The sequence below is a fragment of the Vibrio clamense genome (genome assembly GCF_050337905.1).
In the GTDB taxonomy this organism is placed as follows: Bacteria; Pseudomonadota; Gammaproteobacteria; order Enterobacterales; family Vibrionaceae; genus Vibrio; species Vibrio cortegadensis.
On the sequence record NZ_JAKJTJ010000020.1, the window covers coordinates 405,999 to 423,940 of the forward strand.

General features: G+C 43.8%; 12 protein-coding genes. 10 read left to right on the forward strand and 2 right to left on the reverse strand.

The features are described from left to right. The first annotated feature begins 405 nt into the window (after nt 1-405). The 10 genes from L4C39_RS06945 (at nt 406) to L4C39_RS06990 (ending at nt 14,998) form a co-directional block, all read left to right on the forward strand. Nucleotides 406-2,088, forward strand: coding sequence for an ABC transporter substrate-binding protein (locus tag L4C39_RS06945; RefSeq protein ID WP_113799208.1), 1,683 nt, complete (start codon nt 406-408; stop codon nt 2,086-2,088). 169 nt (nt 2,089-2,257) lie between these two features. Continuing rightward, nucleotides 2,258-3,244, forward strand: a complete 987-nt coding sequence (locus L4C39_RS06950; RefSeq protein ID WP_113799210.1) for an ABC transporter permease — start codon at nt 2,258-2,260, stop codon at nt 3,242-3,244. Nucleotides 3,245-3,246: 2 nt separating this feature from the next. Continuing rightward, nucleotides 3,247-4,272 (forward strand): ABC transporter permease, encoded by a 1,026-nt coding sequence (locus tag L4C39_RS06955; protein ID WP_113799212.1) that lies wholly within the window; start codon nt 3,247-3,249, stop codon nt 4,270-4,272. Nucleotides 4,273-4,274: 2 nt separating this feature from the next. Beyond that, nucleotides 4,275-5,258: an ABC transporter ATP-binding protein gene (locus L4C39_RS06960; RefSeq protein ID WP_113799214.1), complete on the forward strand. Its 984-nt coding sequence runs from the start codon at nt 4,275-4,277 to the stop codon at nt 5,256-5,258. 64 nt (nt 5,259-5,322) lie between these two features. After that, the gene (locus L4C39_RS06965) at nt 5,323-6,318 is read left to right on the forward strand and encodes an ABC transporter ATP-binding protein (RefSeq protein WP_017054132.1); all 996 of its coding nucleotides are present in this window, start codon (nt 5,323-5,325) and stop codon (nt 6,316-6,318) included. A 129-nt stretch (nt 6,319-6,447) separates the two neighbouring features. Continuing rightward, entirely contained in the window at nt 6,448-8,178 is a 1,731-nt protein-coding gene (locus L4C39_RS06970; protein WP_429745131.1) for a glycoside hydrolase family 9 protein, read from the forward strand. Next, nucleotides 8,178-9,053: a glucosamine kinase nucleotide-binding domain-containing protein gene (locus tag L4C39_RS06975; RefSeq protein WP_429745133.1), complete on the forward strand. Its 876-nt coding sequence runs from the start codon at nt 8,178-8,180 to the stop codon at nt 9,051-9,053. Before L4C39_RS06970 ends, L4C39_RS06975 begins: the two co-directional genes overlap by 1 nt. Nucleotides 9,054-9,079: 26 nt before the next feature. After that, entirely contained in the window at nt 9,080-11,017 is a 1,938-nt protein-coding gene (locus tag L4C39_RS06980; RefSeq protein WP_017054135.1) for a beta-N-acetylhexosaminidase, read from the forward strand. 89 nt (nt 11,018-11,106) lie between these two features. Next, entirely contained in the window at nt 11,107-13,512 is a 2,406-nt protein-coding gene (locus L4C39_RS06985) for a glycoside hydrolase family 94 protein (protein ID WP_429745136.1), read from the forward strand. 73 nt (nt 13,513-13,585) lie between these two features. Then, a complete protein-coding gene (locus L4C39_RS06990) occupies nt 13,586-14,998 on the forward strand; it encodes a phosphoglucomutase/phosphomannomutase family protein (RefSeq protein ID WP_429745254.1) in 1,413 nt (470 codons plus the stop codon). A 207-nt stretch (nt 14,999-15,205) separates the two neighbouring features. Here L4C39_RS06990 and L4C39_RS06995 read toward each other — a convergent pair whose 3' ends face one another. After that, the gene (locus L4C39_RS06995) at nt 15,206-16,234 is read right to left on the reverse strand and encodes an ABC transporter ATP-binding protein (RefSeq protein WP_113799227.1); all 1,029 of its coding nucleotides are present in this window, start codon (nt 16,232-16,234) and stop codon (nt 15,206-15,208) included. Next, the gene (locus tag L4C39_RS07000; RefSeq protein ID WP_017054139.1) at nt 16,234-17,859 is read right to left on the reverse strand and encodes an ABC transporter permease; all 1,626 of its coding nucleotides are present in this window, start codon (nt 17,857-17,859) and stop codon (nt 16,234-16,236) included. The genes L4C39_RS06995 and L4C39_RS07000 overlap by 1 nt, the downstream gene beginning before the upstream one ends. Nucleotides 17,860-17,942: the final 83 nt, after the last annotated feature.

Here is a 17,942-nt window from a genome sequence, read left to right on the forward strand (position 1 = left end):
TTAACGTAGAACCACTGCGTGACCGAGATCTACGTTAATTAACCCAAAGGTTAAAACATTACATTTAAAACCCTAAAAGGTAAGTAACCACTAACTTTATAAGTGTTCAAAAATGGATTTGCGAGTCAGATCAACCGCGAAAAATCGCTTCATTATTAAACAAACAATGAATTTTTAACGTTTATGACGGAGTTGATTGCTGATTTGACGTTTTTAACGGGAATGGTATTTGATTATTCACTCGATAAAGTGTCTTCTAGTTACGTCTTAGACCTACAGGCCAATCTTTTTCAAACATGCTCCTTTATAACAGGAGGTAAAAAAGAGGTAGGTCTTGGAGAGTGTTAATCAATTGATGACATTCCAATCCATTAGTGAAATGAAAGCAAATAGTAAGGAACAGCTATGCTTGCCAATATTAAAAAAACAGCACTTGCAACAGCCATTATTGCGACAGCTACTACAGGTTTCGCCTCAGTAGCGACAGCCGCTGAACGCAGTGAACTGACTATCCACCCGAAGGAATTTACGACTTTCGTACGTAACTTTAACCCGTACCTAGGTGCAACTAACCTTCATACAACAACAGACTTCTTATATGAGCCTCTTGTTGTGTTTAACGAAATGCACGGTAATACTCCGGTATTCCGTTTGGCAGAAAACTTCAAAATGTCTGACGACCTAATGAGCGTCGTTTTTGATATCCGTAAAGGCGTAAAATGGTCTGACGGTGAAGCATTTACTGCAAACGATGTTATCTTCTCTTTCAACTTAGTAAAAGAGAAACCAGAGCTAGACCAAAGCGGCATCAACTCTTGGGTTTCTAGTGTAGAAAAACTCAATGACTACCAAGTTCGTTTCCGCCTAAAAGAAGCGAACTCAAACGTTCCTTACGAAATTGCTAAAGTACCAGTAGTTCCTAAACACGTATGGAAAGACATCAAAGATCCAGCAAGTTTCACCAATGAAAACCCTGTTGGTTCAGGTCCATTTACAGAAATTGACACTTTCACAGCTCAACTATACATCCAGTGTGCTAACCCGAACTACTGGGATGCAGACAACCTAGATGTTGATTGTCTACGTGTTCCACAAATTGCCAATAACGACCAATTCTTAGGAAAAGTAGTCAACTCTGAAATGGACTGGACTTCATCGTTCGTTCCAGACATTGACCGTACTTACGCAGCAGCAAGTCCTAAGCACCACTACTGGTACCCGCCTTCAGGCACTCAAGCATTTGTGGTTAACTTCAAAAACCCAGATGCAGCGAAAAATGAAGCACTGAACAACGTTGATTTCCGTCGTGCATTCTCTATGGCACTTGATCGTCAAACTATCATCGACATCGCATTCTACGGTGGCGGTACCGTAAATGACTTCGCATCTGGCCTAGGCTACGCATTCGAAGCATGGTCTGATGAAAAGACTCACAACAAATACAAAGGCTTTAACACATACAACGCTGAAGGCGCTAAGCAACTTCTTGCTAAAGCTGGCTTCAAAGATGTAAACAAAGATGGTTTTGTTGATACTCCAACAGGTAAATCTTTCGAGCTGATGATTCAGTCGCCAAATGGCTGGACTGATTTTAACAACACAGTTCAACTAGCAGTAGAGCAACTGAATGAAATCGGCATCAAAGCGAAAGCTCGTACGCCTGATTTCTCAGTATACAACCAAGCGATGCTTGAAGGTACGTACGACGTAGCATACACAAACTACTTCCACGGTGCGGATCCTTACACTTACTGGAACAGTGCATACAACTCAGCACTTCAGTCTGGTGATGGTATGCCTCGTTTCGCGATGCACTACTACACAAACAGCAAGCTAGATGGCCTGTTAAACAGCTTCTACAAAACAGCGGATAAAAATGAGCAGCTAGATATTGCTCATGGCATTCAGAAAATCATCGCTTCTGACCAAGTAACGATTCCTGTGATGTCTGGTGCTTACATGTACCAATACAACACAACTCGCTTTACCGGTTGGTGGAATGAAGAAAATCCTAAGGGCCGTCCAAACATTTGGGCTGGTATCCCAGAGCGTCTACTTCACGTACTGGACCTAAAACCAGTGAAATAAGTAATCGTTCAATCCTTGCGGTGTGCTTCCGTACACCGCTTATAAATCCCCACACTCTCAATTGAAAGTATGACGCTCGTCGTCAGGGGATTTTTCGTTCCAAATTTCGCTAGGGACGACCTGAAACCAAGAGCAGGGATAAAATACTTGGGTGAGTAAGGTGTAAGTTATGGGTTATTTTTTAAGACGTTTGTCATTTTATTTTATCGCGCTGTTAGTCGCAGCTACTTTGAATTTTATTATTCCACGAGCAATGCCTGGTGACCCAGTTACCATGATGTTTGCGAACGCTTCTGTTCAAGTAACACCTGAACGTATTGAAGCAATGAAACAACTATTAGGCTTCGTTGATGGTCCTATTTGGATGCAATACTTTGCCTATATGAAAAACATTCTCAGCTGGGAGCTTGGTACTTCAATCCAATTCTATCCGCTGTCAGTAAATACCTTATTAGGTGGTGCATTTGGCTGGTCTCTATTCCTAGCGGGTACAGCTGTAATCTTATCGTTCTCTTTAGGTTCTGTACTGGGTATTTTTGCTGCATGGCGTCGTGGTAGCCGGTACGACACATTTATCACACCAGGTACGCTCATTGTTCAAGCCGTTCCACAAGTAGTTATAGCCATGCTAGCCATGTTCACTTTTGCCATCGGTTTAAAGTGGTTCCCTACAGGCTACGCCTACACAGCAGGAACCATTCCTGATTGGACAAGCTGGGCATTCATTAAAGACGTTGCTTACCATGCATTTCTACCTCTAGTTTGTGCCTCTATCGTTCAAGTGGGTGGCTTTCTCGTCAACATGCGTAACAACATGATTAACCTACTTGCTGAAGACTATATCACCATGGCAAAAGGTAAAGGTCTTAGTGAGAACCGCGTGGTATTTAACTACGCAGCTCGTAACGCAATGCTTCCAAGTGTTACCGCTCTCTCTATGTCTCTAGGTATGGCCATCGGTGGGCAGTTAATCATTGAAATTATCTTTAACTACCCAGGGTTAGGCAGCGTACTTTTCAATGCCATCACCGCTCGTGATTACCAAGTACTACAAGGTCAATTACTTATTATGACGTTGTTTATGCTGTTCTTTAACCTACTAGCAGACATGCTTTACGTTGTCTTAGACCCTCGTCTACGTAAGGGAGGTAAATAATCATGAAAGGCATTATTAAATTAATTGGGGGCAACCCTATGGCCCTGATTGGAGTATCCATTTTAAGTGTATTCCTATTCATCGCACTGGCAGCACCGTTGATCACTAAACACGCACCAGACAAGCGAACAGGTAACCCTCATGAGTACCCAAGCTTTGTCGTAAAGTCTGCTCAATCTAACCCTGATGGATGGGTTGCTGAAAACTTAGCCGACGATCGCCGCACACTGATCATGTCTAAGAAAGCGGATCATGTCATGGGAACCTCTCGAATGGGTCGTGATATTTGGTCTCAAGTGGTATACGGAGCACGCGTCTCTCTTGCTGTTGGTTTTGGTGCTGGTTTAACCGTGTGTTTCCTAGCAACCATTATCGGTGTATCAGCGGGTTACTTCGGAGGCAAAGTCGATGATGTATTAACCGCGGCAATGAACATCATGCTGGTTATCCCTCAATATCCACTTCTCTTTGTGGTTGCAGCATTCATTGGGGAGGCAGGGCCATTAACCATAGCATTGATTATCGGTTGTACCTCCTGGGCATGGGGCGCACGTGTGGTTCGCTCGCAAACTTTAGCTTTACGTGAAAAAGAGTTTGTTAAAGCGGCCGAAGTATTAGGTGAATCCTCTTTCCGCATCATCTTTGTTGAAATTTTACCAAACCTAATTTCAATTGTTGGTGCGAGCTTCATCGGCTCCGTGATGTACGCCATCATGATGGAAGCGACCATCTCATTCCTTGGTTTGGGTGATCCAAACACGATTAGCTGGGGCATCATGCTTTACAACGTACAAACTTCATCATCAATGCTTATCGGCGCTTGGTGGGAACTCATTGCTCCATGTGTTGCGATTACTTTACTGGTCACAGGCTTAGCTCTACTTAACTTTGCTGTTGATGAAATCGCAAACCCACAACTGCGTTCACACAAAGGTATGAAGCGTTGGAAAAAGCTTGCTAAGCAAGACAAATCTGAACGAGCACCTGTTTTACCACCACAAAATGCACTTTGGAGCGGAGATAAATAATCATGTCTGAACCACTAATTTCAATCCGCAATTTATGCGTCGATTACATCACAGACGCGGGCGATGTCCGCGCATGTAACAACGTGAGTTTTGACCTAGCTCCTGGTGAAGTATTTGGTCTTGCTGGTGAGTCTGGCTGTGGTAAATCCACTGTCGCGTTTTCGCTAATGCGCTTACATAAGCCGCCTGCATTCATTACTGGTGGGGAAGTGATATTCAATGGCGAAAACATCCTAGAGTACAGTGACGAACGCATGCAATCATTCCGTTGGAGTGAGATGTCAATGGTGTTCCAAAGCGCAATGAATGCTTTGAACCCTGTACTACCAATGGAAGAGCAATTTTGCGATGTGATCATGCGTCATACCAATATGACTCGTGAACAAGCGGTTAAACGCGCTCAAGGACTACTTGAAATTGTTGATATTCACCCTAGCCGTCTCACGGATTATCCTCACCAATTCTCAGGTGGCATGCGTCAGCGATTGGTGATAGCTATCGCTCTCGCACTTAACCCAAAAATGATCATCATGGATGAGCCAACAACCGCTCTTGATGTGGTTGTTCAACGTGAAATTCTACAAAAAATTTATGCGCTAAAAGAAGAATTCGGATTCTCAATTCTATTTATTACTCATGACCTCTCTTTGATGGTCGAGTTCTCAGATCGAATTGGCATTATGTACTCTGGAGAACTCATTGAAGTTGCCCCTTCAAAAGAGATTCTAGAAAGCCCTTACCACCCTTACACCAAAGGGCTGGGGAGTTCTTTCCCTCCACTTACTGGACCTAAAACTAAACTAGCCGGCATTCCTGGTAATCCACTGAACTTACTAGAAATCCCACAGGGTTGTCGTTTTCAATCTCGCTGTAATCGCGTTCATGAAGCGTGCACAAAAGTGCCGACAACATTACGTCAAATTGAGCATGGCCGTTTATCCAACTGCCACCTTTACGGTGACTCAATTGCTCAGACAAAAGTTTAAATTCAATCCTCTTGCAGTAGCAAAATAGCGATTGGCAGTAATAAAAGAATTTCTGGAGACAATTATGAGTAACGATTTTGGTCAACTGCTCGTGGAAGGCAAAAACGTCATTAAAGACTTCCCTATTAGTAGTAATGCCCTTCAACAACCAATGATGCGAGCGATCAACGATGTATCGTTCAAGATGTATAAAAGCCGTGGTTTGGCCGTTGTGGGAGAATCTGGTTCAGGTAAATCGACCACTGCAAAGATGATTGCGAAAATGTACGCACCATCTGGCGGCAACATCGAATATAAAGGCCGTGACATTCAAGAGATCACTAGCCGAAAAGATTTAATGCACTACCGCGAAGGGGTTCAAATGGTATGGCAAGACCCATTTGGCTCATTGAACCCTACGCACAATATTTTTCACCACATTGCGCGACCACTGTTGATCCATAAAAAGATCACCCCAGGTAACAAAAAAGAGCTAGAAGAGCGTGTATATGATCTTCTAGAGCAAGTTGGCTTGATCCCACCGAAAGAGACGGCGGAAAAATACCCGCACCAACTTTCAGGAGGCCAACGTCAGCGTGTCAATTTAGCCCGAAATATTGCCGTCGGGGCGGAAGTGGTACTCGCTGATGAACCAACCTCAATGCTTGATGTTTCGATTCGTGCGGGTGTGTTGAACTTAATGGAAGAGATGAAGTTCGAGAAACAGATGTCTCTACTTTATATCACTCACGATATCGCCACGGCTCGTTATATCGCGGAAGACCTTTCGGTCATGTATGTCGGCCATATGGTTGAATGGGGTGATACTGATGAAGTCATTGCTAATCCTCAACATCCCTATACCCAACTGCTTGTTTCTGCGGTACCAGATCCTAAAAAATCTATCCATACCAAGTTAAAAGGGAATAAAGGCGAGATCCCACTATGGACACCAAACTCCATCGGTTGTCCTTTTGCTGGACGCTGTGCTCATGCAATGGATAAGTGCAGAGAGCAGTTACCGAGTGTTACTCAATTAGGTCCGAATCACTTTACTCGCTGTTACTTACACGAAAGTTAATCGCAAACATTGATTCACAGATGATCAATCAGGAGCGGCTCTTGAACTGCCTCAGGAGTTGCTCCAACCAAAAATAAAATGAATGTCATACACAAACAATAACAAAAATAATAATGTACGGAGTTTTTCATGCTGCTACTGACTAACCATATTGGCTATGAAGCAAATGGTCCTAAACAGGCTATTTTGCTTACTAAAAAGGGGCGCTTATCTAATGATATCGCTTTATTGGTTTGTGCTGATAATCATACAACGGTAGCGAGTTACCATTTAATTCAACATGGCCAAGTCGCAGAATGGCACCAAGGTCAGTTCTATCACTTAGATTTCTCAATTCATACTCGCCCTGGTCGTTACTATTTAAAATTTGATCACATCCGTTCTGAAGTATTTGAAATTGGGACTAGCGTTCTTATGCAGCGTACTTTTTCTGATTTATTACACTACTTTAAGTCTCAACACTGTGGTGGCACCTTTGATCAACAAGATCATAATGCCCCACTTTATAACTCGAATGAAACCGTTGATGTGCACGGTGGTTGGTACGACGCTTCCGGCGATGTGAGTAAATATTTAAGCCATCTGTCATACGCGAACTACTTAAACCCGCAGCAAATTCCAATGGTGGTTTGGAACATGCTAAAGGGAAATACACTTTTATCGAAACACTCAGAGTTTGCTGCATTTTCGCGCACCCGCCTTAAGGAAGAGGCTCTGTTTGGTGCTGATTTTCTTGTTCGTATGCAGCACTCTGATGGTTTCTTTTTCACTACTGTTTTTGATAAGTGGAGCAAAGACATTTCCCAACGAGAAATCTGTTCATACACCACTCAAGCCGGTCATAAAAACAGTGCCTACCAAGCAGGTTTTAGACAAGGTGGCGGAGTCTCCATTGCCGCTCTCGCCGCTGCGTCTTCTTTAGATATTCATGGTGAATATACTCAACAAACTTACCAAGAAACCGCCGAAAAAGGCTACTGGCACCTAAAAGAGTTCAACACTCGCTACATAGACGATGGCGTCGAAAACATTATTGATGAGTACTGTGCCCTACTCGCTAGTGTCGAGCTTTTCCGAGCAACTAATGATAGTAAATACCTTGTCGAATCCAGAGATTGGGCTCAGCGGTTAAGCCAACGTCAACAGTCAGATGAAAATAATCAACACTTCTGGTCTGCCAACAATGATGGTTCTCGACCTTATTTTCATGCCGCAGAGGCTGGTTTACCGGTTATCGCCCTATGCGAATACTTAACAATCGAAACTCAAGTGATGTTCAGCCAACCAATCAAAAAAGTGATTCAAAACGCTTGTCATTTTGAAATAAACATCACGAGCAAAGTGACCAATCCTTTTGGTTACCCTCGCCAATATGTTAAATCAGTAAACAGTGCCAAACGAGATGCTTTTTTTGTGGCTCACGACAATGAATCTGGTTACTGGTGGCAAGGTGAGAATGCTCGCTTAGGTTCACTTGCATCTATGGCTTACCTCGCTCAAGAGCATTTGGATTGCCATGATCTAAAAACACAATTAACGCAATTTGCTCAAAACGCATTGAATTGGATTGTCGGCCTTAACCCTTACGATATGTCGATGCTGGATGGTCATGGAAAAAATAACCCTGACTACCTCCCTCAATTGGGCTTCTTTAATGCTAAGGGTGGTATTTGTAACGGCATAACTGCTGGTTTTGATAACGAAGAAGACATTGCTTTTAATCCTCTCGGTCAAAAAGACGACATGCTACAGAACTGGCGCTGGGGCGAACAATGGATCCCTCATGGCGCTTGGTACCTACTGGCAATTATGACGCAATTTAATCACACCTCATCTTCACAATCAGAGGAACTCTCATAATGAGCTTTTACTATGTTGGTATTGATGGCGGTGGTACTTCATGTCGCGCGCGAATCCGTAACTCTGTGGGAAGTTTAATTGGCGAAGCTAAAAGTGGCAGTGCCAATATTTTACTCGGCGTTGATGTGGCCATGGCTTCGATTCTTCAAGCAATCAAAGAAGCAGCCCTGCAAGGTGGGTTATCCGAATCCAACTTTTCACAAATGCATGTTGGGCTTGCCCTTGCGGGTGCCGAACAAAAATCAGCATGGAAAGCGTTCATGGAACAGCACCACCCTTTTGCCAGCGTCACACTCAATACTGACGCTTATGGTGCTTGTATTGGTGCGCATAACGGTGACAACGGCGCCATCATGATTGCAGGGACTGGTTCATGTGGCATCTATCTACAAGATGGACAGCAGCATGTTGTTGGCGGGCGCGAATTCCCAATTTCAGATCAAGGAGGTGGCGCGGTCATGGGCCTCCACCTTATCCAACAGGTGTTACTCGCTGAAGATGGCATTCGTGAAAAGACACCACTATCCGAACATGTGATGGCGCACTTCAATAATAGTATTGATTACATTGTAGCTTGGTCAAAACAAGCGATTCCTCGAGATTATGGACAGTTTTCTCCTGCGATTTTTGAATTTGCCCTTCAAGCAGATCCACTCGCACTAGAGATGTTGCAACAAACGGCAACAGACATAGAGATGTTTTTAATGGCATTAAATAGACGCGGTGCTACGCGTATCTGTTTAATGGGAAGTATTGCTGAACGGATTGTGAAATGGCTTTCTCCTCCGGTTCAGCAATGGATCGTTGAGCCTCAATTCGATGCGATTGAAGGTGCAATTATGTTCGCGGGAAAACCCGAACATAACTTGTATTGATAAGCGATGAGATCTTAGGAGTAAGTATGGATTATCGTATTGATTTAGCGGTTCTTTCAGAACAGAAACAGAACTGCCGATTTGGATTAACACTACACAATTTAAGCGATCAAGATCTAACAGATTGGTCTCTGCATTTTGCTTTTGACCGATTTATTCAAGTTGATAGTTTGTCGCAAGGTGTACTAGAGCAAATCGGTTGTTACTGTTCAGTCACGCCCGATGTCGCGACTCTCAAAGCTAACCACCATTTCTATTGTGAATTTAGTGTACAAACCGCCCCATTCCGCTTTCTGACTGATGGGTTCAATGACGCTTTTATTCAAATCAATCGTTCAAATAGCCACAACACTGAGAATAAAGAGCTGCTTCCTGTAGTGATCACCCCTATCGTTCTCGCTTCACCTTATCGGGAACGGGAAGATATTCCTCAAGTAGAAGCCAACAAAGTCGCGCTGATCCCACAGCCCAATAAATCCAACTTTTTTGATGGATATTACCGACTCTCAAGTGATAGCCAGATAACCCTAAAAGCATCGCATGCCGATCATGCTGCAACTTGGTTACAGGAAGAGCTAGAGCACTTGTTCGAGTATCACTTCAAAGCGATTGGTAAAGGCGATGTTTTATTTAGAAGTAATCCAACTTTAGACGAAGGTCAGTACGTACTGAATGTTGATCGTCAAGGCATTCGATTAGAGTCAGGCACTCCGCTTGGATTCACACATGCTTGCGCAACACTATTACAACTCATAACTCGTGATAGCGACGGCCAAGGGCTCTCTGTACCTTACTGCAAAATATCTGACTCACCACGCTTTCGTTACCGTGGCATGATGCTCGACTGCGCGCGACATTTTCATCCAGTTGATCAAGTAAAACGCTTAATCAACCACCTTGCTCATTACAAATTCAACACCTTCCATTGGCACCTAACGGATGACGAAGGATGGCGAATCGAAATTAAAGCATTCCCACAATTAACTGAGATTGGAGCATGGCGCGGAGTAAATGAAAGAATCGAACCGCAATATACAAACCTAGCAACTCGGTATGGTGGGTTCTACACGCAACAAGAGATCAAAGATGTCATCGCCTATGCTGAGATGCGCGGAATCACTGTCATTCCAGAAATAGATATTCCCGGTCACTGTCGCGCGGCGATTAAATCATTACCTGAATTATTAGTCGATACAGACGACACCACCGCTTATCGCAGCATTCAGCACTATTCAGACAATGTGCTTAACCCTGCACTTGAAGGCACATATCAATTTTTAGATGCCGTTATTGAAGAAGTAGCGCAATTATTCCCAGCGACTTTCATTCATATGGGAGCCGATGAAGTACCTAATGGCGTTTGGACTCAGAGTCAAAAATGCCAAGACTTAATGCAAGAGCATGGCTATCAAGATACCAAAGAGTTACAAGGGCATCTCTTCCGCTATGCCGAGAAAAAACTCAAAGCTTTAGGCAAACGCATGGTCGGATGGGAAGAAGCTCAGCATGGCAACAAAGTCAGTAAAGACACGGTTATCTACTCATGGTTGAGTGAAGAAGCGGCAGTAAATTGCGCGAGACAAGGCTTTGATGTCGTATTGCAACCCGCGCAATACACCTATCTCGACATGACACAAGACTATGCACCAGAAGAACCAGGTGTGGATTGGGCCTGCGTGATCCCGCTCCTTCAAGCTTACCACTATGAGCCTCTCGCTGAGATTCCAGAGTCGGACCCGATAAGGAAACGGATTTTAGGTATTCAATGCGCTTTATGGTCTGAAATCATCAATAACCAGTCTCGCATGGACTACATGGTTTTCCCCCGTTTAACGGCAATGGCAGAAGCGTGCTGGACAGAAAAACCAAACCGAGATTGGCACTGTTATCTCTCTCGATTAAAAGGACATTTGCCTTTGCTCTCAAAGCAAGGTGTGAACTTCCGCTCCCCTTGGAAAAACTAACGACGTCTAGAAAAAGATTCTAGAACGATACTAATTGTGAATTTTTAGCTGCCCATTACCCATTGCAGCTTGTTAAAAAGGAAAAGATCATGAAATACGGCTATTTCGATAATGAAAATCGTGAATACGTCATTACACGACCTGACGTACCTGCACCTTGGACAAATTATTTAGGGACCGAGAAATTTTGTACCGTTATTTCACACAATGCTGGGGGGTATTCGTTCTATAACTCCCCTGAACACAATCGCGTCACTAAGTTTCGTCCAAACGCATCATTTGATCGTCCAGGACACTATGTTTACCTCCGCGATGATGAAACTGGCGATTACTGGTCAATTTCATGGCAACCCGTTGCAAAAAGCTTAGATGAAGCAAGTTATGAAGTTCGTCATGGTTTGTCATATTCAAAGTTCAAATGTGATTACAACGGTATTCAAGCAACTAAAACACTATTTGTACCAAAAGGTGAAGATGCGGAAGTTTGGGATGTGGTCTTAAAAAATACCAGCGATAAGCCGCGTACCATCAGTGCATTTTCATTTGTGGAGTTCTCATTTAGCCACATTCAATCAGACAATCAAAATCACCAGATGTCACTCTACTCTGCTGGCACTGAATATAAAGATGGAGTGATTGAATACGATCTTTACTACAACACCAATGATTTTGAAGGCTTCTACTATTTAGCCTCTACATTCTCTCCAGATAGCTACGATGGCCAGCGTGATAACTTCTTAGGCGCTTACCGTGATGAAGCGAACCCCATTGCAGTTGAACAAGGTAAGTGCTCAAACAGCGCACAAACTTGTTACAACCACTGTGGTTCACTGCATAAACAGTTCGTAATTCAACCCGGAGAAGAGATTCGCTTTGCTTACATTCTAGGTTTAGGCAAAGGGAATGGCGCAAAACTTCGTAAAAAGTATCAAGATCCAGCCAATATCGATGCGGCATTTGCTGGCATTAAAGATCACTGGGAGCAACGTTGTAATAAATTCCAAGTGAAATCACCAAATGAAGGCTTGGATACCATGATCAACACATGGACGCTTTATCAAGCGGAAACCTGTGTTGTTTGGTCGCGCTTTGCCTCTTTTATCGAGGTTGGAGGACGTACTGGCCTTGGTTATCGTGACACGGCTCAAGACGCAATCTCTGTTCCCCACTCAAACCCAAGCATGACACGTAAGCGTTTAGTTGATCTATTAAGAGGCCAAGTAAAAGCGGGTTACGGTTTACACCTATTTGATCCTGATTGGTTTGATCCTGAGAAAGCTGACGTGGAGCCATCGAAATCACCAACGGTTGTCCCGACGCCAAGCGATGAAGATAAGATCCATGGTATTGACGATACCTGTTCTGATGATCACCTATGGATCGTTCCAACCATCTGTAAATACGTGATGGAAACAGGCGAAGAGAGTTTCTTTGATGAAGAGATCCCATACGCTGATGGTGGCATCGCAACAGTCTATGATCATATGAAAGCGGCGCTAGACTTCTCGGCACAATACGTCGGTAATACAGGTATCTGTAAAGGTTTGCGTGCCGACTGGAATGACTGTCTGAACCTAGGTGGCGGTGAGTCATCGATGGTCTCTTTCCTTCACTACTGGGCACTACAAGAATTTATCGACCTAGCAAAATATCTTGGCCGTAATGGCGATGTAGATGCATACACCACAATGGCAGAGGGCGTACGCCAAGCTTGTGAAACCCACTTATGGGATGATGAAGGGGGTTGGTATATACGCGGTCTAACCAAAGATGGCGACAAAATTGGCACCGCACAGCAGACCGAAGGCCGTATCCATCTAGAGTCGAACACTCTGGCAGTACTGTCTGGTGCCGTATCTCAAGAGCGCGGTGAAATCGCAATGAACTCTGTCGATGAACACCTCTACTCAGAATATGGCCTGCACCTTAACTCACCTTCATTCTCCACCCCCAACGATGATATTGGTTTTGTTACCCGTGTTTATCAAGGTGTAAAAGAGAACGGCGCGATTTTCTCCCACCCTAATCCGTGGGCATGGGTTGCTGAAGCCAAGCTTGGTCGCGGAGATCAAGCGATGAAGTTCTATGACGCTCTAAACCCATATAATCAAAACGACATGATTGAAACTCGCTACGCTGAACCATACTCATACGTACAGTTCATCATGGGACGTGATCATCAAGATCACGGGCGAGCAAACCACCCATGGCTAACCGGAACTTCAGGTTGGGCTTACTTCGCCGTGACCAACTTTATGCTTGGTGTTCGCCTTGGTTTTGATGGCCTTGTGATTGACCCGTGTGTGCCAAATGCATGGCCTGGTTTTGAAGTTCGCCGTGAATGGCGCGATGCGGTTTATAACATCGAAGTACAAAATCCAGACTCAGTGAGCAAAGGCGTAAAAACCATCACGCTAAATGGCGAGGTGGTCGAAGGTGCAATTCCAGCACAGCCACAAGGGAGCGTTAACCACGTTGTCGTAATACTAGGCTAATTTTTAGGGGGAGAATCATCCCCCTACTTTTAATTTTTGCTCGTTAGAGCGTGAGAGAGATAGGATGTCTACTATGATCAAGTTTGGTACAGGTGGCTGGCGCGCCTTTATTGGTGAAGAGTTTACGAAAGACAATGTTCGTCTTGTTGCTCAATCTGTTGCCAATATCATGTTAAATGAACAAGTGGCAGATAAAGGGTTTATTATCGGCTATGACCGCCGATTTTTATCGGATAAAGCCGCAAGTTGGTTTGCTGAGGTACTCGCCGCAAATGGCATTAAAGTCAGCTTCATTAATCGATTTGTCCCAACGCCAATCGTAATGTTTAAAGCGAAAGAGATGGGCTGTGCCTACTCAGCTTGTATTACGGCTTCACATAATCCTGCCGATTACAACGGTATAAAAATCTTCATTGAAGGTGGGCGCGATGCTGACGAAATTATTACTCAAAAAATTGAAGACCAGATAGCTAATTTAGAATTGAGTGATGTGGAATCCGTCGATTTTGAACAAGCTATCAACGATAAGGCCATTGAAATCATCAACCCGATGAATGAATTTGTTGACTCAATCATCGACTTTATCGATATCGAATCAATCAAAAAAGCGAACCTTAGAGTATTGATTGACCCAATGTTTGGAGTTGCGAAAAATGCATTACAAACCGTTCTGATCAATGGCCGCTGTGATGTCGATGTGATTAACGATGGCAAAAACCCTGACTTTGGAGGCTTGATGCCTTCGCCTAATGCATCAACCCTTTATCGCCTGAAACACCTAGTAGCAGCGGAAGGTTATGACATTGGTATCGGTACCGATGGCGATGCCGACCGTTTAGGTATCATTGATGAAAAAGGTCACTTTATTCACCCTAATGAAGTCCTGATGCTGCTGTATTACTACTTGCTTGAGTACAAAGGGTGGAAAGGGTCTGTGGTCAGAAATATCGCCACAACTCACTTACTTGATAAAATTGCCGCAGATCATGATGAAAAATGCTTTGAGGTTCCAGTGGGCTTTAAGCACATCAGTTCACAAATGGAAGCCGATGACTCACTTCTTGGTGGCGAGAGTTCTGGTGGTTTAACGATTCGAGGTCACATTAAAGGCAAAGATGGCGTCTTTGCATCAAGCTTGCTTGTCGAAATGATCAGCTCTACCGGGAAAAAATTATCGGAACTGCTTGATGAGATCTACAGCAAGTACGGCTACGCCTACACCGCCGAGGGCGACTGTACGTTCAAACCCGCTCAAAAAGAGGTGCTATATAACAAGATCTATATAGAGAAACAGCTGCCAGATTTTGAGTTCGAAATAGAAAAAGTGAGCTATGAAGATGGCGCAAAAGTTTACTTTAAAAACGGAGGTTGGGTCATTGCTCGCTTCTCTGGAACAGAACCACTGCTAAGAATTTTTTCTGAAATGGCAGATAAAGACACTGCAGAACGTGTTCTTCAACAAGTAAAAGACTTCCTCGCTTTGTAGGAGTTCTCACTTGTACACCTGCTCAATGAGCTCCCTATAGGTGAAGAGCACTTGCCCAGCGTGAATGCGCTGGGTCTTTTTCTATCTATGCAATAACATTTCGGCTAATAGTATTTGGCTAATCACGTTTGAGCTAATCATGTTGGAGCCATTATATTCGAACTCATTATATTTAAAATAATCGCATTTGAAGAACTAGCCTTTTAGCTAAAAAGCTAAAACGCCATTCATATCCACATGCACAGAGACCGCTTGCCCTATCACTAATGCCTCAGTTGAACTTGCGAGTAACCGATTACCATTTGCTTCAATAACATAACGGCAATGATCACCCATGAAGTGCTGTTCTAACACAAAGACAGAACTCTCTTCCGTCGCTGTAATTTGGATATGTTGCGGACGAAGTAACAACTCACATTCAGCATTAATTGCGACCTCTGTTTTGATTTGAGCTTCGACGACACCCAGTGCCGTTTGAAACTCGGTCAAAGAGATTCGTGTTGCAGACACATAGCTTCCGCCACCAAGAAAATCTGCCACAAACTTACTTGAAGGTTGATAGTACAACTCCGAAGCCGTGCCGTACTGCTCAATGACACCATGATTCATCACCGCCATTTTATCAGCAAAAGCGAACGCTTCCTCTCTAGAGTGAGTCACAAAAATTGCGGTGACACCCTGCTTTTTAAAAATCTTACGGATCTGACTAATTAGCTCATGACGGACTTGAGTATCAATATTGGAAAACGGTTCATCAAGCAACAATAGATCGGGTTTGTAAGCTAACGAACGAGCAATCGCCACACGCTGTTGCTGTCCACCAGACAACTGATGTGGGTATCGATCACCGTAACCGTCGAGGTGAACTAAACTCAACATCTCTTCGATCTTTTCGCGTCGAGACTCAGATGAGAGATCTCGCAAGCCAAACGCAATATTATCAGCCACCGTCAAATGAGGGAAAAGCGCATAGTCTTGAAAGATCATACCGATATTACGCTGCTCCGGAGGCAGCCAGTTTTCACCATCATCAATCGTCAAACAGTTTAAACTCATCACGCCACTACTTAGTGGAAGCAAGCCTGCAATCGCTTTTAGTAAGGTCGTTTTGCCACAGCCACTCGCCCCTAAAAGACAAACAATTTCACCATGCTCAACATCCAAAGATAACGACTCTAATATTGTTTGAGAGTCATATTTACAGGTTAAGTTTTGAATCGATAATGCACAGCTCATTAGTGAGTTTTCTCCAAAGAACGGTTAACAATAACAAGAGGAATTAACCCCACTAAGACTAATAATACCGCAGGCAAAGCAGCAAGCTCTAAGTGCTCGTCTGATGCGTAGTTGTACACATAGGTGGCCAACGTTTCAAAGTTAAAAGGACGCAATAACAGAGCAGCATTAAGCTCTTTCATTGATTCAATAAACACTAATAAACCCGCAATCAATGCTCCACGCTTGATCAGTGGGAAATGCACCCGACGTAACATTTGGTTGGCGTTACATCCCATTGTTCTTGATGCCATATCAAGTGAGGGGGATACTTTATTTAGGCTACTTTCAATACTGCCGATTGCCACCGCTGAAAAGCGCACAACAAGAGCAAAAATCAAAGCGAACATTGAACCAGAAAAAATAAGCCCAGGTCGTCCCCACTCCATGTATTTAGCGAAATCATTGATTGAGTGATCCATCACCAACACGGTTACCATAACCCCTATCGCCAGCACTGTTCCAGGGACAGCATAGCCCAGAGAAGAGAAACGCATAAATCCGAGACTAATACGGTTTGGACTTAGGCGATGGTAAAAATTCACAACCAATGCGACTAACACACCAAAAAACGCAGCCGAAAGGGAGACTTGTAAGCTGTTTATCGCGTATTCACGAAACTCCGGCGTCCAGCTTTGAGCAAAATATTTGTACGCATAAATGATCAGTTGCATCAGTGGAAAGATGAAAGCGACGCCAACTAATCCCCAGCACCATACTAGGGCTAGCCACTTCTTCCAACCTTGTAATTCATAACGAAAGTCATCATGGCTGCTAAATTGATTCTGAAACAATTTTTGCTTACGACGGCTATACCGCTCAGCACTTAATAGAATAATGACGATCACTAACATTAAGGCAGAAATTTTAGCCGCAGCAGTTAAATTTGAATACCCAAGCCAAGTATCATATACCGCTGTCGTGAGCGTGCTGACCGCAAAATAACTCACCGTACCAAAATCCCCTAAGGTTTCCATTGCGACTAACGAAAGGGCAACAGCTATAGATGGGCGAACGAGAGGTAATGAAATTCGACGAAAGCTTTCCCAAGGAGAGCATTTAAGCAACCTTGCTGACTGCAACAAAGAGATGCTTTGCTCCATAAAAGCGGCACGGCATAGTAGGTAGACGTAAGGATATAACACTAACGAAAGGACAACTGTTGCCCCAGCCAATGTTCGAATATCAGGGAACCAGTACTCTCCGGGGCCCCAACCTGTAATGTCCCGCAACCAGACTTGTATTGGACCGGCAAAATCAAACCAATCCGTAAAGATATAGCCAATAATATAACCCGGCATCGCCAGCGGCAGTACAAGTGCCCACTGCAACCATTTTTCGCTTGGGATACGGCACATCGCCATGATCCAAGCACTTGGAATACCAAAAATGAGAGAAAGGAACATCACCCCCACAACGAGCATGACGGTATTATAAGTATAGGTGGGCATCACTGTGGACATCAGATGAGAAAACACATCGTCAGTTTCACCAACAGCGGTATAGAAGATCGCTAAGATCGGCAAAACCAGTAATAGAGCAAGGCTCCCACTACTGGTTTTCCATAAAGAGTTTTTTTCTTTCATTGCCTAATTACATCAAGGCTATGAGACATATTTACCATGGCAAATACATCTCATACTCCTTTAAAAATAAGGGTACTGTTATA

Coding starts and splice junctions, on each gene's coding strand:
- L4C39_RS06945 (WP_113799208.1), top strand. CDS start 406: ATGCTTGCCAATATTAAAAAAACAGCACTTGCAACAGCCATTATTGCG.
- L4C39_RS06950 (WP_113799210.1), top strand. CDS start 2,258: ATGGGTTATTTTTTAAGACGTTTGTCATTTTATTTTATCGCGCTGTTA.
- L4C39_RS06955 (WP_113799212.1), top strand. CDS start 3,247: ATGAAAGGCATTATTAAATTAATTGGGGGCAACCCTATGGCCCTGATT.
- L4C39_RS06960 (WP_113799214.1), top strand. CDS start 4,275: ATGTCTGAACCACTAATTTCAATCCGCAATTTATGCGTCGATTACATC.
- L4C39_RS06965 (WP_017054132.1), top strand. CDS start 5,323: ATGAGTAACGATTTTGGTCAACTGCTCGTGGAAGGCAAAAACGTCATT.
- L4C39_RS06970 (WP_429745131.1), top strand. CDS start 6,448: ATGCTGCTACTGACTAACCATATTGGCTATGAAGCAAATGGTCCTAAA.
- L4C39_RS06975 (WP_429745133.1), top strand. CDS start 8,178: ATGAGCTTTTACTATGTTGGTATTGATGGCGGTGGTACTTCATGTCGC.
- L4C39_RS06980 (WP_017054135.1), top strand. CDS start 9,080: ATGGATTATCGTATTGATTTAGCGGTTCTTTCAGAACAGAAACAGAAC.
- L4C39_RS06985 (WP_429745136.1), top strand. CDS start 11,107: ATGAAATACGGCTATTTCGATAATGAAAATCGTGAATACGTCATTACA.
- L4C39_RS06990 (WP_429745254.1), top strand. CDS start 13,586: ATGATCAAGTTTGGTACAGGTGGCTGGCGCGCCTTTATTGGTGAAGAG.
- L4C39_RS06995 (WP_113799227.1), bottom strand. CDS start 16,234: ATGAGCTGTGCATTATCGATTCAAAACTTAACCTGTAAATATGACTCT.
- L4C39_RS07000 (WP_017054139.1), bottom strand. CDS start 17,859: ATGAAAGAAAAAAACTCTTTATGGAAAACCAGTAGTGGGAGCCTTGCT.